Origin of the sequence: Arthrobacter rhizophilus (genome assembly GCF_026241105.1) — a bacterium.
Taxonomy (GTDB): domain Bacteria; phylum Actinomycetota; class Actinomycetes; order Actinomycetales; family Micrococcaceae; genus Arthrobacter.
Window position 1 is genome coordinate 55,156 of the sequence record NZ_JAPFFT010000005.1, and the last position, 18,513, is coordinate 73,668.

The window sequence follows — 18,513 nt, forward strand, 5'->3', positions numbered from 1 at the left end:
TACTCACAGGTAGCTCTCAGTGTGCCGGGGCTCCCCGTCTAAGTGGTCTGGTCCCTCTCCGGCGCGCTGGTTTCCCAGCCGTTACGGAGCTCCGATTCGCCTGCCAAGGCTTCGTCCAGGATCTCGCCAACGATCCGGAAAGCCGCTGATGGTTGGTAGCCCTTTCGGGCGAGCATCGAGGCAAGGCGACGGGTCTGCTTATCGCGTTCGGCCCTGTCCGAAAGGTCGACGCCGGCCCTCAGCCGTCGAGCGACCAGCTCCCTGGCCGCGTTCCGCTCGTCGTTATCGCTCAGTTGCGCCAAGGCAACCTCAGCCGTCTCGGCGTCGATTCCCTTGTCCGCCAATTCACGCCGTAAGGCACCCCGGGCGAGCTTCCTCGACTGGGCGCGGCTACGGACCCACATCTGAGCGAAGTCGGCGTCATCGATGAGCCGGACTTCCTGGAAACGGTCCAATACGGCTTCGGCCACATCTTCCGGCACATTCCGCTCAGCTAGTTTGCGCTCAAGCTGGAGCCGGCTCTTGGGCGAGTTGGTCAGTTGGCGCAACACAATAGTCCGGGCAACCGCTTCCGGATTGGCCTCAGGGTCCGCTGCCACGGGCGAATCCGCGGACGGACCCCACGGCCGGGCAGACCGGGCGGACTCCGAAGACGCTGAAGACCCGAATGACCGAGCAGAACGCGAGGACTGAGAGTGGCCTTGGCGCTTAGCCGCCAACGGCCTTCAGCTTCGGCGACGCCTCGGTCTCGGCAGGCTTGACTCCGACACCGAGCTTTTCCTTGATGAGCCGCTCGAGGTCCGCGGCCAACTCCGGGTTGTCTCGCAGGAAGCGGCGGGAGTTCTCCATACCCTGCCCCAGCTGGTCACCGTCATAGGTGAACCATGAACCGGATTTCTTGATGATGCCGTGCTCGACGCCCATATCGATGATGCCGCCCTCACGGGAAATGCCCTGGCCATAGATGATGTCGAACTCAGCGATCTTGAAGGGCGGAGCCATCTTGTTTTTGACGATCTTGGCCTTGGTGCGGTTACCTACCGAATCCGCGCCTTCCTTCAGCGTCTGGATGCGGCGGACGTCGATGCGGATGGAGGCATAGAACTTCAGGGCTTTACCACCTGTAGTGGTCTCCGGGGAGCCGAAGAAGACGCCGATCTTCTCACGGAGCTGGTTGATGAAAATAGCGGTCGTCTTGGTCTGGCTCAGCCGACCAGTGATCTTACGCAGGGCCTGGCTCATAAGACGGGCTTGAAGGCCGACGTGGGAGTCGCCCATTTCACCTTCGATTTCCGCGCGGGGAACCAATGCGGCGACGGAGTCGATCACGATGACGTCCAAGGAGCCGGAGCCGATCAGCATGTCCATGATCTCGAGCGCCTGCTCACCGGTATCCGGCTGCGAAACCAAGAGCGCGTCGGTGTCGACGCCCAGCTTCGCCGCGTATTCGGGATCGAGGGCGTGCTCGGCGTCGATGAAGGCTGCGATGCCTCCCTGACGCTGCGCGTTGGCCACAGCGTGGAGCGCGACGGTGGTCTTACCCGAGGATTCCGGGCCGTAAATCTCAACGACACGGCCACGAGGCAGGCCACCAATGCCAAGAGCGACATCCAGGGCGATGGAGCCGGTAGGAATGACCTCGATGGGCGCCCGGACTTCGTCACCCAGGCGCATGACCGAGCCCTTGCCGAATTGCTTGTCAATCTGGGCAAGCGCTGCCTCGAGCGCCTTCTCACGATCCTGATTTGCCGCCATGGTTCACACCTCTGATGCTTTCTCGCTGTGGACTGGCCTGAACGGCCGCTTTCCTGTCTCATCCGACGCTAGTACGAGCCGCTGACAATTTTGCGTGCGACTTCGTCTATGTGGAAAACCACAGGATTCGAATGATGCGAAAACCGGTCCGCTAGGGTCAATTTTCCTCTGAAAGGAGCATAGCCTCATCCGAACAGATATTCGAACAAATTTGTTGGCGTGTCCCCGGGAACTGGAAATCAGAAGGTTCCTGAGCCCTTGTCGGCAGGCTTGACGTCCCTGCCGAGCCGTCGCTCCGGCGGAACGTCCTGGACGTCGCACAAGGCAAGCCAGACGTCGCGGGGGCTGTAGCCCGCAGCCAGGGCGTCGCTTGCCGTACGGCCACCGACGCCGGCCAATACAAGGGAGCTGCTGAGGACCCGGGAGTAGCCAGCCCCGAATTCATCGTCCATCAGCCGCCAGAAGTCACTGATCCGCACCAATAGAGTCTCTCACGGGACCGGACTCTAGAATGGTTGTCATGAGCAACACTCCCGACGACGCACCAGAGATGGTGGAGGCAGGCGACAACGTCGACGCCGCCCTCCAGCAGGTGGAACACCAGCTGAGCATGTTCTGGCGACGCGCACGATCGCTGTCCCATCAGTTATCTCGGCAGGTCCATCCCGACATGGAACCAGCTGCTTACGGACTGCTGTCGATCATCCGGAAAGAGGGCCCCATTCGCCTGACGGAGCTCGCCTCATGCATCGGCGTGGGGAAACCGTCGGTGAGCCGCCAGATCGCGTTCCTCGAGAGCATCGGCATGGTCTACAAAGAGGCCGATCCCCAAGATGGCCGTGCGCAGTCGATTCGGCTCACCCCTAAGGGCGAAGAAAAGATGCACCAGGTCCAGGATGCACGCCGGCAGGTATTCCGGGAACGGCTGGGTGAGTGGCCGCTGGAGGAAATCCAGACGCTGGCAGACTACATTGAGCGGCTCAACGCCGCTTACGGCGAAGGAATCGGCAAGGACTGACCCAAGCCACACAGACCCAAGAAGGAGGACCTCCAACTGGAGGCCCTCCTTCATTACTTCAAGTATTCGGCTATGTCTCACCGCACGGTATCCCGGGCGACCGGGCATGAACGTGCTGGATCGCGCTCCGGTAACGGCTTACCGGAGCGCAGGGTCCGTCTAACGGGCTCCGGAGAGCATGCCCTGGGTGAAGTCACCGTTCAATTCGGCGCTCAGCTCACGGTCGAGATCGCGGCCATAGCGCTGGGCGAATTCCTGCGGGACGGTGTCCGGAACGGCGACGCCTTCGGCCACGGCAACCCGGTCACTGACTTCGCGGAGCATGCCGGACAACGGAACGTCCAGGGCCGAGCAGATTGAGGACAGCAACTCTGAGGATGCTTCCTTCTGACCACGCTCAACTTCGCTCAGGTAGCCAAGGGAAACGCGGGCGCTGTGCGAGACTTCGCGGAGCGTACGGCCCTGACGCTGGCGGACATCGCGCAGAACATCACCGATTTCGTGACGCAGTACAACCATTTTGCGCTCCTTCTGTTCGCTCGGTGCCTTCTCGGCCAAGCCCACATCCTTCCAGCGGACAACGCCGTTTACGGATACGGGCTGCTTAACCATCTGTATCGCCTTGCTCCCTCGTGAGTCCGGTTCACCGCTCAGGTGCACCGGTTGTTTCTACATCCTAGGCGCCTCGGCCATTCCGAGGCGACACAATGTAACAACTATTGAGCCTCGGTTTTTGTTCCCGGCTACTTTACGCGTGGTAGGTCGGTCCGAACAAGGCACTCCAGCAAGCGCTCCAGCGCGGCCACATTTGCCTGCGCGCGGATGGCTGGGCGATCCCCGTGGAAGGAGTAGGCGTGCGCCGTAGTTCCGCTCGACGTCGCGACGCCGATGAAGACGGTTCCCACCGGTTTTCCGTCGTGCGGCAAGGGCCCGGCAACCCCCGTTGTGGACACCCCGACGTCGGCGCCGCATGCGCGCCTGGCGCCGTCGGCCATGGCCACCGCCACCGCGGCGTCGACGGACCCGACCGCAGAGAGCAGCTCCGACGAGACCCCCAGAACCGCCGCCTTCACTGAATTCTGATAGGCGACCACGCCGCCCTGGAGCATGCCTGAGGCGCCCGGTGTATCAGCGAGGGTCGCAGCAACCAGGCCGGCCGTCAGCGATTCCGCGGTAGCCACCGTAAGGCCGCGCTCGATGGCCAGGGCGACGGCGGTCGCGGCCACCTCGTCGGCGGTCCAGCTCATGCAGCCCGCCTTCCTGCGGCTCGGAGCTTGACGGCCTCGATGACGTACTCGGCGCCGGTCCACACCGTGATGGCGAGGGCGACCAGCATGACCCAGAAGGCAACGCTCCCGAGCCATGGCGCAAGGGAATACAACGGCAGGATGTAAAGGAAGATGGCGACCGTCTGGATGACGGTCTTGAGCTTGCCGCCACGCGAGGCCGGCATGACGCCGTAGCGGATGACAAAGAAGCGCAGGGCGGTGATCCCCCATTCGCGCACGAGGATGAGGATGGTGATCCACCAGGGCAGCTCCCCCAGGGCTGAAAGAAGAACCAGCGCGGATCCTATGAGCAGCTTGTCCGCGATGGGGTCGGCTATCTTGCCGAAGTTGGTGACGAGGTTGCGGCTCCGGGCGATGTCGCCGTCGAGCTTGTCAGTATAGATGGCCACAGCGAAGGCGACCACGGCGGCCCAGCGCCATATGCCGTGCTGGCTGTTGTCCGCGAGGAGAAACCACACGAAGAACGGGACCAGGACAATTCGAAGCATCGTCAGGATGTTTGGCAGGTTCCAGATGTCCGATCCGTTGGAACCGGCTTTGCTGCCCTCGGATGTAGTCACTCCCCTAGGCTACCGTCCGGTCAGTGACCAGGCGTCCTCGCCGCCGTCGTCCTCGTCATCGGGGCTGTCTGCCACGTCGTGGTAATCCGTCACCTGCTTGCGGCGTTCGAGATCGGCGGCGACCAGGTCTTCGGCGTAGCCTCCGACGGCGATGTTCGCGTTCGCGTTGTCGCTGAGGGCGGCGGTGTGCGCATCAGGCGTAGCTGGCGCCTCCTGGCCCTTCATGGCTGCCAGCACGGGAGCGAGGTCGTCCGGCTTGACCAGGACATCGCGGGCCTTGGAGCCTTCCGACGGCCCCACGACCCCGCGCGATTCCAGCAGGTCCATGAGGCGGCCGGCCTTGGCGAAGCCGACGCGAAGCTTGCGCTGCAGCATCGACGTGGAGCCGAACTGCGTGGTGACCACGAGTTCTGTAGCCTGCAGCAGGACTTCGAGGTCGTCTCCGATGTCGTCGTCGATCTGCTTCTTCTGCGCCTCGGGCGCGACGTCGTCCCGGTAGACGGCCTTGAGCTGGCCCTTGACGTGCTCCACCACCCGGTGGATTTCGGATTCGGTGACCCAGGCGCCCTGCACACGCATCGCCTTGGAGGCGCCCATGGGAAGGAAGAGCGCGTCACCTTGGCCAATGAGCTTCTCCGCGCCGGGCTGGTCCAGGACCACACGGGAGTCGGTGACAGAGGACGTGGCAAAGGCCATGCGGGAAGGAACGTTGGCCTTGATCAGGCCCGTCACAACGTCCACCGAAGGACGCTGGGTCGCCAAAACCAAGTGGATACCGGCGGCGCGGGCAAGCTGGGTAATTCGAACGATGCAGTCTTCGACGTCCCGCGGGGCCACCATCATGAGGTCGGCGAGTTCGTCCACGATCACCAGCAGGTAGGGGTACGGCTTGATGACGCGCTTGGAGTCAACCGGCGGAATCACCTTCCCGGCGCGGACTGCCTTGTTGAAGTCATCGATGTGCTTGAAACCATAGTTGGCAAGGTCGTCATAGCGGGCGTCCATTTCGCGGACCACCCATTGCAGCGCCTCAGCAGCTTTCTTGGGGTTGGTGATGATCGGAGTGATCAAGTGTGGAACGCCCTCGTAGGCGGTGAGTTCCACGCGTTTGGGGTCCACCATGACCATGCGGACCTCGTCCGGCGTGGCCCGCATGAGGATGGACGTAATCATGGAGTTCACAAAGGACGACTTACCGGCACCCGTGGCACCTGCCACGAGCAAGTGGGGCATCTTGGCGAGGTTTGCGACGACGTAGCCGCCCTCGACGTCCTTGCCGACGCCCATCACCATGGGATGGTCTGTGCGCCTCGCGTTTTGGCTACGCAGGACATCGCCGAGGGACACGGTCTCGCGATCCGTATTGGGGATCTCGATGCCGATTGCTGACTTGCCGGGGATCGGGCTGAGGATACGGACATCGCTTGACGCCACCGCGTAGGAGATGTTCTTGGACAGGGCTGTCACGCGCTCCACCTTGGTGCCCGGCGCAAGTTCAATCTCGTAGCGGGTCACGGTGGGGCCACGGCTGAAGCCGGTGACCGTGGCGTCCACGTTGAACTGCTGCATGGTGTCCGTCAGGGCAGCTACCACGGCGTCGTTCGCTTCCGTGCGTTCCTTCGGGATGGAACCAGGAGTCAGGTTGTCCGACGACGGCAGTGTGTAGGTCACGTCGCCGGCGAGTGAAAGTTGTTCGGTGCGCTGCGGAATCGGTGTCGGGGGCGGCGGCGGACTGACAGGCGATGAAGGCACAATGACGGGCGGCACGGCCGGCGAAAGGGCTGCGGCCGGCGCGATCATGGGGATAGCTTCTGTGGCGTTGTCCGCATCTGCCTTCGGGCTTCCAAGTCCCTGTGCGGCCTTGATCTTCTCGACGGCGATTTCGGCTTGGGTCGGGCGGCGCACCCCGGGCGGCACGGAAGGCGCGCCCTTCGCGGGAGGGGCGTCGTCGTCGACGATTGCGTGCTCGAAAGCCTCATCGCCGACGTAGCCTTCAAGCCCGGCGTCGTCGTCGTGGTCCCTGCCGAAGAAGCGCTTGCGGCGTTTCTTCTTCGGCCCCACGGCCACCTCGTTTTCGTGGAGGTAACTGCGATCGTGCGAATCACCGTGTCCGGCGTCGGCATCCATCAGGTCGACGCCCATGAGGTGCTCGTATGCGCCGCGGATACGTCGGGGAATGGCGCCGAAAGGCGTGGCCGTGACAATGAGGAGGGAGACGAACGCCAAGGCGCCGTAGACGATGACCGGTACTGCGGGATGGATGACGGCAAGCGGCGACGCCGCCAGGAAGCCAAGGATTCCCCCGGCTCGCCGGAGACCGTCGAAGCCATCAGCGACGGTCGGATGGCCCCCGATGATGTGGGCCAAACCGGTGCCGGCGAAGGTCATGACCAGGAAGCCGATGCCCACGCGGTTGTTGCCGCGACTGTCCCACGGCTGCCGGAAGAGGCGGATTGCGCAGACGAAAAGCATGAGCGGCAGAATCAGCGACACCCAGCCGAAGGTCCCGTTCACGATGCCATAGACGACGTCCGGGAACCAACCTTTGAAGCCCCACCAGGCGAAGGTTGCGATGAAGACACCGAGCGCCAGGTTGAAAAGCGCGGCGCCGTCCCGGCGGTCCGAAGGATCAAGGTCGCTGACGTCGTGGCCGATCCGGCGAATGCCTGCACCCACCACGTGGCCGATTCCCAGCCATGCTCCAGCAAACGCACGCAGGATCCAGGGTTGTTGGGGTTCGACGACGGCAGCCTGCTTGCCGCGGGCCGTCGCTGTGCCGCTCCTGCCGGACTTGGCCGGGGTCCGGCCGCTGCCCGAGCCGCCGGATTTGTTATTGGAGCTGCCTCTAGGCGCGGAGGTAGTACGAGTCGCCATACCCGCCACGGTACCCCAGTCCGTGCGGAATCCCGCGGATTTCAGGGGCGCGGAGGAACCATGTTGCCCCTGTTGAACAATCAGTGGGCTCGGTGTCACCCGGACCTGGGCCCGAGCACACGAACGGCCCGGTTCGCAAGAACCGGGCCGTTCGGAGACTGGCTCCGGGGCGTCCGTGCTGGTTATGCCTCTAGAAGCTAGGCCTCCAATACCAACGGGATGATCATGGGTCGCCGGCGAAGCTTGCGGTTGACCCACGTTCCGATCACGCGACGGACCACTTGCTGCAGCTGGTGGTTGGTGTGGTCCGCGTGGTGGAGCACTGCGTCTTCAAGGGCGGCGTTGATCTTGGGAATGATCTCATCGAACACGGAATCGTCCTCGGCCACGCCGCGGGCGTGGATCTCCGGGCCTGAGACAATCTTGCCCGTGGTGCGGTTGATCACGGTGATGACGGAGATGAAGCCCTCGTCGCCGAGGATCCTGCGGTCCTTGAGGTCGGCGTCGGTGATTTCACCCACGCTTGAGCCGTCAACGTACACGAAGCCCACTTCAACCTGGCCCACAACGTTGGCCTTGTGGTCCCTGAGGTCGATGACCGTGCCGTTATCGCTGAGGATCACGCGGTCCGACGGGACGCCGGAGTCCTCCGCCAGGTTGCCGTTGGCGATGAGGTGGCGGGTTTCGCCGTGCACGGGCATGGCGTTCAGCGGTTTGAGGATGTTGTAGCAGTAAAGCAGTTCGCCCGCGGCTGCGTGGCCGGAAACGTGCACCTTGGCGTTGCCCTTGTGGACGACGTCGGCGCCGAGTTTGAGCAGCCCGTTGATGATCCGGTAGACGGCATTCTCGTTGCCGGGGATGAGGCTTGAGGCCAGAATGACGGTGTCGCCTTGTCCGACCACTACCCGGTGGTCGCCATTAGCCATGCGGGAAAGAGCTGCCATGGGCTCACCCTGGGAGCCCGTGGACATCAGGACTACGCGGTGGTCCGGCAATTTTTCGATGTTCTTGATGTCCACGAGGATTCCCGGTGGGACGTCAAGGTAGCCCAGCTTTGCCGCGATGGCCATGTTGCGTACCATCGACCGGCCCACAAAGGCGACGTTGCGGCCGTGCTTGGCGGCGGCGTCGAGAACCTGCTGGACACGGTGAACGTGCGAGGAGAAGGACGCAACGATGATGCGCTTTTTGGCCTGGCCGAACAGACGGTCCAGCGTGGGACCGATTTCCTTCTCGGCCGTGGTGAAACCTGGGACATCCGCGTTGGTGGAGTCGGCCATGAACAGGTCCACTCCTTCTTCGCCGAGGCGGGCGAAATGGCGCAGGTCCGTGATGCGGCCATCCAGGGGCAGCTGGTCCATCTTGAAGTCGCCTGTGTGCAGCACATTGCCGCCGGCGGTTCGGATGAAGACAGCCAAGGCGTCCGGAATCGAGTGGTTGACTGCAACGAATTCACATTCGAACGGCCCGAACTGCTCTACTTGCCCTTCGGCAACCGTGAGCGTGTACGGCTTGATCCGGTGTTCCTGGAGCTTGGCCTCAATGAGTGCAAGCGTCAGCTGGGAACCGACCAAGGGCAAGTCCGGGCGCAGGCGCAGAAGGTACGGCACAGCGCCGATGTGGTCTTCGTGGCCGTGCGTCAGGACGATGGCAACGACGTCGTCGAGCCTGTCCTCGATGTACGAGAAATCGGGCAGGATGAGGTCAACACCCGGCTGTGTCTCTTCAGGGAAGAGCACGCCGCAGTCGACAACCAGCAGCTTGCCGTTGATTTCGAAAACGGCCATGTTGCGGCCAATCTCCCCCAGCCCCCCAAGGGGCACAATCCGGAGTGTTCCCTGCGGAAGTTTGGGCGGGGTGGCAAGTCCGGGAAGGGCGGTTTGGGTCATAATGCGCTACTTTCCGGCGGAATCCTTCTAGACAGTGAAGTCCATTCCAGCTTCCGCCAAGTCCTCGCGGATGGTTGCGATCTCGGCGGCGTCCGGCTCCACGAGGGGCAAACGGACAACCGAGTTGGGCAGGACTCCCTGCCATTTAAGAATTTGTTTGGCGGCGACAGCGCCTTGGACCCGGGTCATGGTTGCACGGACCACCGGTTCCAGTTCGAAATTGATCTTGCGCGCCGTGCCGAAGTCGTTCGCGTTGATGGCGTCGACCAGCTCACGGAATCGGCGGGTGACCACGTGCGTCGTGACGCCTACCAGGCCGACTGCGCCCAGTGCCATCCACTGGAGGGTCAGGCCATCGTCCCCCGAGTAGAAAAGAAGGTCCGTTTCGGCCATGACGCGCGTTGCGGCAGCGAAATCGGCTTTGGCATCCTTGACCGCGACGATGTTGGGGTGGGCGGCAAGACCGATCATGGTCTCCGGTGCGATCTGGATGGAAGAACGCCCGGGAATGTCGTACAACATGACGGGCAGCTCCGTGGCCGACGCAATGGTCTCGAAGTGGGCCCGGACGCCGGCCTGGCTCGGCTTGTTGTAGTACGGCGTGACGATCAGGAGGCCGTCTACGCCGAGTTTCGCCGCTTCCTGGGAGAGGTGCACTGAGTGTGCGGTGTCATTGGTTCCGGTTCCCGCGATGATTGCGGCGCGATCGCCGACGGCTTCCTTCACGACGCGGAACATGCCGAGGTTTTCCGCATCCGTGAGCGTTGACGTCTCTCCGGTTGTTCCCGTGACAACCAGGCCGTCGCAGCCGTCGTCGACGAGCTTGACTGCCAGTTCCGCTGCCTGCTTGTAATCGACTTCGCCGTCCTTGGTGAACGGGGTGACCATGGCGGTCAGAAGGGTACCGAGAGCAGGAACGTTCGTACGAGAGTCAGACATATGAAAAACGTTACCCTGTCAGCTGCGGGATAGGAGAATGGCGGCGTCGCGATTGTCGTCAAATTCAGCGAAATGGGAGCAAGGCCTCAGGCTGAAGCGTCGCGATGGCGATTGCCGAACGTCGTTGGGCTGTCCGGGCTCTTCCCCTCGGGCTTCGCAGCCGTCTCCGACGAGCAATACCGGGCAACCGCCGATTCCCGCATGCGGTCCGCCCACGCACACAGCCGCTGGGCGGCACGCACATAGTTGAACAGTTCAACAGGGGTCAACGCTTCGAGGTCAGTCTCCGCGAGCCGCCTGGCAAGCTCGGCTCCCGGTTGCTGATCGCCCAGAACGGTTCCCTCGCGCCGCCACTGCACATCTTCCGGCGGCTCCCCCGCGACGAGTTGCCGGAAGAGGAAATCGACGACGCCCGGGCTCATCGCCTTCATGGGCGCGTCCAGGCCTTGGGGGTACGCGTTCGGCCGCTTCGAAGGATCGTTCATGCAGCCATGGTATTCGAACATATATTCGAATACAAGATTCTTCCGTTCGGACCGACCGCGGCTACTGCTCGGCCGCGGTGGGCTGCGCACGGAAGAGGCGCACGGCGTCGCGCATGGATTCCCTGGCACGCTTGCGGTCGCCGGCGGCATCGTAGGCGCAGCTAAGACGGAACCAGGAGCGCCAGTCCTCGGGCGCAGCCTCGGCCTCCACGCGGTACTTCTCGAACTCTGCGTCCGCGGCGGCGCGGACGATGCGCCCACCAGGCGTACGCGGCAGGTTGTCCACAGGCAGGCCGCCCTCGGCTTCGAGCACCTTGGCCATTTTCTCGGTGCGGGCGCCAAAGAGCAGTTCGCGGACCAACGCCCAGGCTCCGATGATGGGGAGCACCAGGTAGGCCGCGCCGATTCCCTTGGCTACCAGGTTCTGGTCGCTGAGCAGCAGGATCGAACGCTGGAAGGTGACCACCAGGTAGAGAACCAGCAGCAGCGTGACAGCGCCCACCCAGATCTTGGTGCGGTTCTTCTTGAATGCGTTCCAGAGCGAACCCATGCGCCTACAGCCCCAAGTCCAGGTAGCAGTCCAGGCCGACTGTCAGCCCGGGGTGGGCCGCAACGTTGCGCAGTCCCAGCAGCACGCCGGGCATGAAGGAAGCCCGGTCGAAGGAATCGTGGCGGATGGTCAGTTGCTCCCCCGGACCACCGAGTAGCACTTCCTGATGCGCCACGAGCCCGCGCAGGCGGACGCTGTGGACGCGGACCCCGTCTACGTCGCAACCGCGCGCACCGTCGAGGGCGGTGGCCGTAGCGTCCGGGCTGACCGGGACGCCGGCTTCTTCGCGGGTGGCCGCGATGAGCTGCGCCGTACGGACGGCCGTGCCCGAAGGCGCGTCCACCTTGTTCGGGTGGTGAAGCTCGACGATCTCGACCGATTCAAAATATTTGGAGGCTTTGGCCGCGAACGCCGAGGCGAGGACGGAACCGAGGGCGAAGTTAGGTGCGATCAGGACCCCTGAGCCGGGGTTCACTGCAAGCAACTCGCGCAAGGCGTCAAGCCGCGCGGCGTCCCAGCCGGTGGTGCCGACAACAGCGTGCATACCGTGCTCGACGGCGAAACGGACGTTAGCTTCGGTGCTGTCCGGAACAGTCAGGTCCACAACATACTTGGCACCGGCGTCGAGCATTACATCAAGGGAATCGCCGCGTCCGAGTGCCGCGACGAGCTTCATGTCTGCGGCTGCCTCCACCGCCTTGACGGCTTCGATACCCATGCGCCCGTGGGCGCCCAGCACGGCAACAGCAAGTTGTTCGGTCATGCCCTTAACCCTACCGGGCGGAGCGCGCCGGGATCGCCCGGTGACAACCCCCAGCTACTCCCCTGCGCCGCCGGCTACTCGTCCGCCCCGACCCATTCCACCGTCCCGTCGCTGAAGAACTGTTCCTTCCAGATGGGCACCTGCGCCTTGATCCTGTCCACAAGCTCCGAGCACACGGCGAAGGCCTGTCCACGGTGGGCAGCGGCAACGGCACAAACGAGCGCAGGCTCACCGATCTCCAGCATGCCGATCCGGTGGGCCGCCCAAATGCGGACAGGCTGGGCAGCCTCTCCCGAGTGCTCCGCCACGAGCTGCGCCACGACGTCGGCCATGACTTGGTGGGCGGTGGGATGGGCGCTGTAGCTGAGCCTGTCCACGGGCTTGCCGCCGTCGTGGTTGCGGACCACGCCGCTGAAGCTCACCACCGCTCCCGCCGTGTCGGATTCCACTGCTGCGATGGCTTGATCCACGGAGATCGCTTCAGCGCTGAGGATCGCGCTGATTACTTCGAAGTCGGTTTCAGTGGTCATGGTTTCCCTCCAACTGATCGCACAGGTGGGCGATCACGGGATCAAGGACGGCAAGCCCGTCCATCACGCCCTTCGGCGAACCCGGCAGGTTCACGATGAACGTCTTGCCTGCAGTGCCCGCATGCCCCCGGCTCAGCATGGCCATAGGGGTCTTGGCGGCCCCTGCGCGGCGGATGCCTTCCATGAGGCCGGGTATTTCGCGATCCAACAGCGGCAGCGTGACTTCGGGAGTACGGTCGTCGGGGCTGAGGCCCGTGCCTCCGCTGGTAATCACGACGGCGGGTTCCTGGGTCAGGAGCGCACGGATTGCCGCACCGACTGGCTCGCCGTCCGGCACCACCATGACGGGGAACGTCTCGTAGCCGTGTTCGGCCAGCCAGTCCAGGATCACGGGACCGCTCTTGTCCTCATAGATTCCTGCCGCGGCCCGGGTGGAGGCAATGACGACGCCGGCCTTCCGCGGGCCGCGCTGGGGTTCACAGGCGCTCATGCGCGTGACCCCTCGCTGGGCGAGCCGGACGAGGTTGGAAGGACCCAGTCACCGCTCTTTCCGCCGCTCTTGGCGAGCACCTGGATTCCGCTGATCACGGCGTGCTTGTCCACTGCTTTGATCATGTCGTAGACGCTGAGCGCGGCCACGGATGCCGCAGTCAATGCTTCCATCTCCACCCCGGTGACGCCCCTGGTCTTGACCGTCGCCAGCACCACCACTGTGTCCGGACCGAGTTCGAAGTCCACGGTGACCTTGGAAATCGGCAGCGGGTGGCACAGCGGAATGAGTTCGGAGGTCTTCTTGGCCGCCATGATCCCGGCAACGCGCGCCACGGCCAGGGCGTCCCCTTTGGGAAGCTCGCCGGCGCCGAGCAGGGCAAGGACCTCGGAGGTGCTGTGGACGGTTGCGGTGCCGGTAGCCTCGCGCGTGGTCACGGCTTTCTCGGAGACATCGACCATTTGGGCCGTTCCGTCCTGGCGCAGATGCGTAAGGCCGCCAACCATGCCGGCGGGGTCTGAAGTGTCATTCACAACATCCATACTTCCACTTCCGCCCCGGCGTCGAGTTCCGTTACGTCCGCCGGAACCTGGACCAGCGCGTTCGAGTTGGCCAGCGCATGGACGAGATGGGAACCGACGCCGCCCTCCAGCCGGACTGTTCCACCCGGAAGCAGGGTTCCGCGGCGCACCTGGTGCTTTCCCGCGGGAGAGGTAAGCGACTCAGTAAGGCGCGCCTGCAGGCTCGGCCGCAATGCCGGGATTCCCACGACCGCGGCGAGCGCGGGGCGAAGGAACATTTCGAAGGACACGATGCAGCTCACCGGGTTGCCGGGAAATCCGAGGAGGGGCACGCCGTCGAACGTTCCGATCCCTTGGGGGCCGCCGGGTTGCATGGCCACGGACACGAATTCGACCGTTTGGCCATCCATGGCCTGCCTCACCACTTCGTAGGCGCCCTTGCTGACTCCCCCGGTGGTCACGATGAGGTCGATTGCTCCGAGGTGGGTGTGCAGGAGGTCTTTCAGGGCAGCAGGATCGTCACCGCTGATTCCCGTCCGCGTAACCCGGAGACCGGATTGCACCATGGCGGCTTCCAGCAGGGTTCCGTTGGAATCGTAGATCTTGCCCTCCGGCAGGGACGTGCCGGGTTCCACGACTTCATCGCCCGTAGTCACGAGGAGCACTCGTACCGGGGTGCGGGCCTCGACGGCGGTCATTCCCAAGGCCGCGAGCAGCCCCAACTGCCCGGGCCCAAGGACAGTTCCGGCCCGCAAGGCAACGGTCCCCTCGGTGATGTCGCTCCCGGCGTCGCGGACGAACGTTCCCGGCTCGGTTGTCGGAAGGCGGACGGTTGCTGCCACCCCGGGCGCGGGGAAGACATCAGGCACAGCCTGTTCGATGGGCACGACGGCGTCTGCACCCTCGGGCATCATAGCGCCGGTCATGATGGGGGCCGCGGTGCCGGGCACCAGCCGCGCCGGGAACGCGCCCGCCGGTACTGGATCCACGACTGTCAGCTCCGCTCCGACGTCGCTCCCTGAGTGAGGTGCGAGGTCCGCCGAGCGAACGGCAAATCCGTCCATCTGGGAGTTGGCGAACGGCGGCAGGCTGAGCGGCGCCAGGACATCGTCGGCGAGGACGCGGCCGAGCGCGGCCATCAAGGGCAACTCTTCGGTGCTTCCTTGGCGCGCAAGGCCAGACAGAAGCTCCTTGACCGCTTCGCGGTGGGCTGCGACGGATCTGGCCACGGTGTTCCTCCCGATTGTTTTCGCTCAGACCTACACAGCCTAGTGTCAGTTGACGGTGATCCGGATGGTGTGGAATCCCGTGGCCCCGTCCGGAGCCACGGGAGTGCGGGCTTCGGGCTGGGGTGTGCCGGTAGCATCCGTGGCACGGACCTGGACCTCATGGCCTCCAACACCCAATTCAAGGCCTAGCTGCCACTGGTACCACGTGTCCGTGGAGATTCCCGGGGCGAGCTTGGCTTCCTGCCAATTGCCCCGGTCGACCCGTACCTCCACCTTGGCGACACCGCGGTGTTGCGCCCATGCGACCCCGCCGAACTGGACCATTCCGGCCTTGACCGAGCGGCCATCCCGCGGCACACCGATCCGGGATTGCGTCTTGATGGGTCCATGGTCGCTCCAGCCGCGCGGCGTCCAGTAGCCCTGGTCGTCCGCGAAGCGGGTGACTTTCAGCTCCGTCAGCCATTTGGTAGCCGAGACATATCCATAAAGGCCCGGCACGATCATCCGGACGGGGAAGCCGTGTTCCAGCGGCAAGGGTTCACCATTCATTCCGACGGCGAGGATGGCGTCCCGATTGTCGGTGAGCGCTTCGAGGGGAGTACCGGCAGTCCAGCCGTCGGTGCTACGGGACAGCACCATGTCCGCACCGGGCTTGGGCCCGGCCATGGCCAGGAGCTCGCGGACGGGCCAGCCCAGCCAGAGGGCATTCCCGATCAGGTCTCCGCCGACCTCGTTGGATACACAGGCGATGGTCACGTGGCGCTCGATCATCGGTTTGCTCAACAGGGTGGCGAAATCCACTTGGACTTCGCGCTCCACCAAGCCCGTCACCTTGAGGATCCACTCCGGTGGATTCACGGCCGGGGGAATCAGGGCGGTGTCGATCCGGTAGAAGTCGGGGTTCGGCGTGACAAGCGGTTGCAGTCCCGCCAAGGTGAGTGCTGCGCCGTCGGGGACCTTCTGGGCCGGCGTCGCCGGCGCTGGCAGGACAACCCCGCGGCGGAAATCGGAAACCACGGTTCCTGCCCTGCGCGCCACGGTCGTCACGATTCCCGCGACCACGGCTGCTATTGCCGTTCCGCCCAACAATTGCACGAAGCTCCGGCGGGCCAATGGCATGTCGCTGGCCTCCGGTCCGGGGCGCCAGGTTTCGAGCCGTTGGGTCAGGAGGCGGAGGAACAGCATGGTGACCATCGTGGCTACGACCGGCGCGATGGCTGCGGTGGGTGCCGCCTGGGCGCGGGTCAAAACGGCAGCCAATCCGGCGGCTCCGGCGAGCAACGCGAGCACGAGCCCCGCTCCCTTTCGCCGGTACTCCAGGAAGCCGGCGAGCGCAGCAAGGACCAACGTCACCAGCGCGATGCTGACGATCAGGGCGATTTTGTCCGCGGTGCCGAAAAGGCTGACGGCCAGTTCCTTGGCCCAACCCGGTACGGCGTCGATCACCACGCCGCCAAGTGCTGTGACGGGTGAGACGGTCGGACTCAGGAACCCGGCCAGCAGCTCTCCGGCTGCCACCCCGAGACCGATGGCCACCACGCCGCACGCCGCAGCCCAACGTGCCGCCGTCCTGGTACTGCGTTTCTCTGCCTTCGGAGCGGTACTGCTCATGTGTTGCCTGCCTGTTTGGTGCCCGCTAAAGGAGTTGTGTCAGCGGGAGCTGCTTCTATCGGGTATGCGCCGGTGTCCGATGCTGCTGCTTGTGCGCCTGAGGGAAGGCGCAGAGTGAATCGGCACCCCTCCCCGGTATTCGCTACCGTGACGCTGCCGCCATGGGCCTTGACGATGCCTGCCACCATGCTGAGCCCCACACCGGCTCCGCTGTAGCGCGGTTGTCCTGCTTCGAACCGCATTCCTGGGCTCCTGGAGCGGTTCTTTTGCCATCCGGTTTCAAAAACGTGTGCGAGATCTTCGTCATCGATGCCCCCGCAACTGTCCGCGACGTCGACGACGGCGTCGCCGCCTTCGCGTCCGACGCTTACCCGGACGCCGCCGTCGGGCCGGCTGTAGATAATCGCGTTCAGCAGCACGTTGCGGACGGCCCTTCCCAGGCTGGGCCCGTCCGCGACGGCCATGCACTCCCGCTCGCCACCTCCGTCGAGTTGGATGCCGCGCTGCGCGGCAAGCGGGGCAAGATCGGCGATGGCGTCGCTCACGAGATCGTAGAGGTCCAGGGCTTCCGCGCTCAGACGGAGCGTTCCCGCCTGGATTTTGGACAGTTCAAGGAGGTCGTTGACCATCACCGCCATCTGGTCCGTCTGCCCGATGATCTTGCGGTAGTAGGCGGGAACGTCGGCCACCATGCCGTCTTCCAGTGCTTCGGCCATGGCCCGCATGCTCGCCAAGGGAGTCCGGAGGTCGTGCGAGATCCAGGAGACCAGTTCGCGGCGGGCGGTCTCGACGGCGGCTTCCCGTTTCCGGGATTCCTCCAGTTTGAGGCTGCTCGCTTCGAGTTCCTGGGCGAGCTGGGCCAGCTCGGAGTTCATGGCCGGCGCGGTTCGCCGCGATGCCGATGGTGGCAGGACGGAGCCGTCGAGGGCTTCGCCGCTGCCGAGGCGGCGCGTGGCGGCCACGAGCCGGATGACGTTGCGGGACACTCCGGCGCCGAGGACCAGGGAGATGGCAATTGCTACGGCTGAGGCCACCGCCAGGATGTACCACATGACTTCGAGGTCCCGGGCCGAAATGAACATGGCGTTGAACGCGCTCACCATGCCGGCCACAAGAACGCCAACGGTGGCCACCACCACGAGGCATATCTGCACCAGGATCGAGGCACCGCGCAGGAAACGCAGTAGGGCAAGGGTCAAGGCGCCGATGGAGACAGCCCAAAGGAGCATCCAGGACAGGATCGTGAACATTTCAGATGCCTGCATGTCCACCATCCTTAGCGTCGAAGCGGTAACCGACTCCCCAGACAGTCTTGAGAAGAACCGGGGTTGTGGGGTTGTCCTCGATCTTTTCGCGCAAGCGGCGGACATGTACCGTCACGGTGGACAGATCCCCGAAGTCCCAGCCCCACACCGCCTTGATGAGGTCCTCACGGCTGAATACCTGGTTGGGCCGGCGGAGCAGGAAAGCCAACAAATCGAATTCGCGCACTGTCAACGTCAGTGGCTTTCCATCATGGAGCACCGTGCGCGAGGCCGGATCCAATTCGAAGCCGGCAAGTTCCACGGGAGGTTCCGGGCTGAATTCCTTGATGCTGCGGCGCAACACGGATTTCACCCGGAGAACCAGTTCGCGCGGCGAGAAGGGCTTAGTGACGTAGTCGTCCGCTCCGGTTTCCAGCCCCAGGATGCGGTCGTCCTCCGTGCCGAGGGCGGTGACCATGATGATGGGAACGCTCATGGCCAGCCGCAACCTGCGGCACACTTCCACCCCGTCGAGTCCAGGCAGCATGCGGTCCAGGATGACTAGATCAGGCCGCCTGGCAGCTGCGAGGCTCAGGGCTGTGAAGCCGTCGCCCGCGAGATCGACCTGGAAGCCTGCCTGGACCAGATAGTCCCGGACGACGTCGGCGATGGTCTGTTCGTCTTCGACCAAGAGGATGCGGCGGTTGCCAGGTTCGGCAGCGTGCAGGGCGGGCTGCGTATTCACACCTTCAGCATAGATTCGCAA

20 protein-coding genes are annotated in these 18,513 nt (G+C 64.2%); 1 reads left to right on the forward strand and 19 read right to left on the reverse strand.

Translation table 11 applies throughout. The annotated features are described in order from the left end of the window. Positions 1–38: 38 nt before the first annotated feature. From OOZ51_RS06305 to OOZ51_RS06315, 3 genes are all read right to left on the reverse strand, one after another. Positions 39–599 (reverse strand): regulatory protein RecX, encoded by a 561-nt coding sequence (locus OOZ51_RS06305; protein ID WP_265978366.1) that lies wholly within the window; start codon positions 597–599, stop codon positions 39–41. Between the two features lie 109 nt (positions 600–708). Next, positions 709–1,755, reverse strand: a complete 1,047-nt coding sequence (gene recA / locus OOZ51_RS06310; RefSeq protein WP_265978368.1) for a recombinase RecA — start codon at positions 1,753–1,755, stop codon at positions 709–711. Positions 1,756–1,994: 239 nt separating this feature from the next. Next, the gene (locus OOZ51_RS06315) at positions 1,995–2,234 is read right to left on the reverse strand and encodes a DUF3046 domain-containing protein (RefSeq protein WP_265978369.1); all 240 of its coding nucleotides are present in this window, start codon (positions 2,232–2,234) and stop codon (positions 1,995–1,997) included. 41 nt (positions 2,235–2,275) lie between these two features. Between OOZ51_RS06315 and OOZ51_RS06320 the strand changes: the two genes are divergently transcribed. Then, the gene (locus tag OOZ51_RS06320; protein WP_184735788.1) at positions 2,276–2,773 is read left to right on the forward strand and encodes a MarR family winged helix-turn-helix transcriptional regulator; all 498 of its coding nucleotides are present in this window, start codon (positions 2,276–2,278) and stop codon (positions 2,771–2,773) included. 159 nt (positions 2,774–2,932) lie between these two features. On the opposite strand, the gene OOZ51_RS06325 is transcribed toward OOZ51_RS06320, so the two are convergent. The 16 genes from OOZ51_RS06325 to OOZ51_RS06400 all read right to left on the reverse strand — a co-directional run bounded on the left by OOZ51_RS06325 (position 2,933) and on the right by OOZ51_RS06400 (position 18,492). Continuing rightward, positions 2,933–3,385 carry a helix-turn-helix domain-containing protein gene (locus OOZ51_RS06325; RefSeq protein WP_265978371.1) on the reverse strand — a complete coding sequence of 151 codons (453 nt, stop codon included), beginning with the start codon at positions 3,383–3,385 and terminating at the stop codon, positions 2,933–2,935. 131 nt (positions 3,386–3,516) lie between these two features. After that, the gene (locus tag OOZ51_RS06330; RefSeq protein ID WP_265978372.1) at positions 3,517–4,020 is read right to left on the reverse strand and encodes a CinA family protein; all 504 of its coding nucleotides are present in this window, start codon (positions 4,018–4,020) and stop codon (positions 3,517–3,519) included. Then, entirely contained in the window at positions 4,017–4,622 is a 606-nt protein-coding gene (gene pgsA, locus OOZ51_RS06335; RefSeq protein WP_265978374.1) for a CDP-diacylglycerol--glycerol-3-phosphate 3-phosphatidyltransferase, read from the reverse strand. Before pgsA ends, OOZ51_RS06330 begins: the two co-directional genes overlap by 4 nt. A 9-nt stretch (positions 4,623–4,631) precedes the next feature. Next, positions 4,632–7,496 carry an FtsK/SpoIIIE family DNA translocase gene (locus OOZ51_RS06340; RefSeq protein WP_265978376.1) on the reverse strand — a complete coding sequence of 955 codons (2,865 nt, stop codon included), beginning with the start codon at positions 7,494–7,496 and terminating at the stop codon, positions 4,632–4,634. A 197-nt stretch (positions 7,497–7,693) separates the two neighbouring features. Next, positions 7,694–9,385 carry a ribonuclease J gene (locus OOZ51_RS06345; RefSeq protein WP_265978378.1) on the reverse strand — a complete coding sequence of 564 codons (1,692 nt, stop codon included), beginning with the start codon at positions 9,383–9,385 and terminating at the stop codon, positions 7,694–7,696. 27 nt (positions 9,386–9,412) lie between these two features. After that, positions 9,413–10,324 carry a 4-hydroxy-tetrahydrodipicolinate synthase gene (dapA, locus tag OOZ51_RS06350; RefSeq protein WP_265978379.1) on the reverse strand — a complete coding sequence of 304 codons (912 nt, stop codon included), beginning with the start codon at positions 10,322–10,324 and terminating at the stop codon, positions 9,413–9,415. An 86-nt stretch (positions 10,325–10,410) separates the two neighbouring features. Then, positions 10,411–10,809 (reverse strand): hypothetical protein, encoded by a 399-nt coding sequence (locus OOZ51_RS06355; RefSeq protein ID WP_265978380.1) that lies wholly within the window; start codon positions 10,807–10,809, stop codon positions 10,411–10,413. 61 nt (positions 10,810–10,870) lie between these two features. Further along, positions 10,871–11,359, reverse strand: coding sequence for a hypothetical protein (locus tag OOZ51_RS06360; protein ID WP_265978382.1), 489 nt, complete (start codon positions 11,357–11,359; stop codon positions 10,871–10,873). Between the two features lie 4 nt (positions 11,360–11,363). Next, complete coding sequence (gene dapB, locus OOZ51_RS06365; protein ID WP_265978383.1) at positions 11,364–12,122, reverse strand: 4-hydroxy-tetrahydrodipicolinate reductase; 759 nt, start codon at positions 12,120–12,122, stop codon at positions 11,364–11,366. Positions 12,123–12,196: 74 nt separating this feature from the next. Next, complete coding sequence (locus OOZ51_RS06370) at positions 12,197–12,652, reverse strand: molybdenum cofactor biosynthesis protein MoaE (RefSeq protein ID WP_265978384.1); 456 nt, start codon at positions 12,650–12,652, stop codon at positions 12,197–12,199. Continuing rightward, on the reverse strand, positions 12,642–13,142 hold the full coding sequence (locus tag OOZ51_RS06375) for a MogA/MoaB family molybdenum cofactor biosynthesis protein (protein WP_265978385.1): 501 nt from the start codon (positions 13,140–13,142) through the stop codon (positions 12,642–12,644). The genes OOZ51_RS06370 and OOZ51_RS06375 overlap by 11 nt, the downstream gene beginning before the upstream one ends. Then, positions 13,139–13,684: a cyclic pyranopterin monophosphate synthase MoaC gene (moaC, locus tag OOZ51_RS06380; protein ID WP_323054687.1), complete on the reverse strand. Its 546-nt coding sequence runs from the start codon at positions 13,682–13,684 to the stop codon at positions 13,139–13,141. The genes OOZ51_RS06375 and moaC overlap by 4 nt, the downstream gene beginning before the upstream one ends. Beyond that, on the reverse strand, positions 13,672–14,892 hold the full coding sequence (locus tag OOZ51_RS06385; RefSeq protein WP_265978387.1) for a molybdopterin molybdotransferase MoeA: 1,221 nt from the start codon (positions 14,890–14,892) through the stop codon (positions 13,672–13,674). Before OOZ51_RS06385 ends, moaC begins: the two co-directional genes overlap by 13 nt. A gap of 45 nt (positions 14,893–14,937) precedes the next feature. Continuing rightward, positions 14,938–16,503 carry a molybdopterin-dependent oxidoreductase gene (locus tag OOZ51_RS06390; RefSeq protein ID WP_265978388.1) on the reverse strand — a complete coding sequence of 522 codons (1,566 nt, stop codon included), beginning with the start codon at positions 16,501–16,503 and terminating at the stop codon, positions 14,938–14,940. Then, positions 16,500–17,768, reverse strand: coding sequence for a sensor histidine kinase (locus OOZ51_RS06395; protein ID WP_265978390.1), 1,269 nt, complete (start codon positions 17,766–17,768; stop codon positions 16,500–16,502). Before OOZ51_RS06395 ends, OOZ51_RS06390 begins: the two co-directional genes overlap by 4 nt. Then, the gene (locus OOZ51_RS06400) at positions 17,755–18,492 is read right to left on the reverse strand and encodes a response regulator transcription factor (RefSeq protein ID WP_265978393.1); all 738 of its coding nucleotides are present in this window, start codon (positions 18,490–18,492) and stop codon (positions 17,755–17,757) included. The genes OOZ51_RS06395 and OOZ51_RS06400 overlap by 14 nt, the downstream gene beginning before the upstream one ends. Positions 18,493–18,513 lie beyond the last annotated feature (21 nt).

What these genes read in the sequence shown, in the direction of transcription:
- OOZ51_RS06395 (WP_265978390.1), bottom strand. Translation starts at nt 17,768, where the DNA reads ATGCAGGCATCTGAAATGTTCACGATCCTGTCCTGGATGCTCCTTTGG.
- OOZ51_RS06345 (WP_265978378.1), bottom strand. Translation starts at nt 9,385, where the DNA reads ATGACCCAAACCGCCCTTCCCGGACTTGCCACCCCGCCCAAACTTCCG.
- OOZ51_RS06320 (WP_184735788.1), top strand. Translation starts at nt 2,276, where the DNA reads ATGAGCAACACTCCCGACGACGCACCAGAGATGGTGGAGGCAGGCGAC.
- OOZ51_RS06330 (WP_265978372.1), bottom strand. Translation starts at nt 4,020, where the DNA reads ATGAGCTGGACCGCCGACGAGGTGGCCGCGACCGCCGTCGCCCTGGCC.
- OOZ51_RS06375 (WP_265978385.1), bottom strand. Translation starts at nt 13,142, where the DNA reads ATGAGCGCCTGTGAACCCCAGCGCGGCCCGCGGAAGGCCGGCGTCGTC.
- dapB (WP_265978383.1), bottom strand. Translation starts at nt 12,122, where the DNA reads ATGACCGAACAACTTGCTGTTGCCGTGCTGGGCGCCCACGGGCGCATG.
- OOZ51_RS06370 (WP_265978384.1), bottom strand. Translation starts at nt 12,652, where the DNA reads ATGACCACTGAAACCGACTTCGAAGTAATCAGCGCGATCCTCAGCGCT.
- moaC (WP_323054687.1), bottom strand. Translation starts at nt 13,684, where the DNA reads ATGGATGTTGTGAATGACACTTCAGACCCCGCCGGCATGGTTGGCGGC.
- OOZ51_RS06360 (WP_265978382.1), bottom strand. Translation starts at nt 11,359, where the DNA reads ATGGGTTCGCTCTGGAACGCATTCAAGAAGAACCGCACCAAGATCTGG.
- dapA (WP_265978379.1), bottom strand. Translation starts at nt 10,324, where the DNA reads ATGTCTGACTCTCGTACGAACGTTCCTGCTCTCGGTACCCTTCTGACC.
- OOZ51_RS06355 (WP_265978380.1), bottom strand. Translation starts at nt 10,809, where the DNA reads ATGAACGATCCTTCGAAGCGGCCGAACGCGTACCCCCAAGGCCTGGAC.
- OOZ51_RS06390 (WP_265978388.1), bottom strand. Translation starts at nt 16,503, where the DNA reads ATGAGCAGTACCGCTCCGAAGGCAGAGAAACGCAGTACCAGGACGGCG.
- OOZ51_RS06340 (WP_265978376.1), bottom strand. Translation starts at nt 7,496, where the DNA reads ATGGCGACTCGTACTACCTCCGCGCCTAGAGGCAGCTCCAATAACAAA.
- recA (WP_265978368.1), bottom strand. Translation starts at nt 1,755, where the DNA reads ATGGCGGCAAATCAGGATCGTGAGAAGGCGCTCGAGGCAGCGCTTGCC.
- OOZ51_RS06325 (WP_265978371.1), bottom strand. Translation starts at nt 3,385, where the DNA reads ATGGTTAAGCAGCCCGTATCCGTAAACGGCGTTGTCCGCTGGAAGGAT.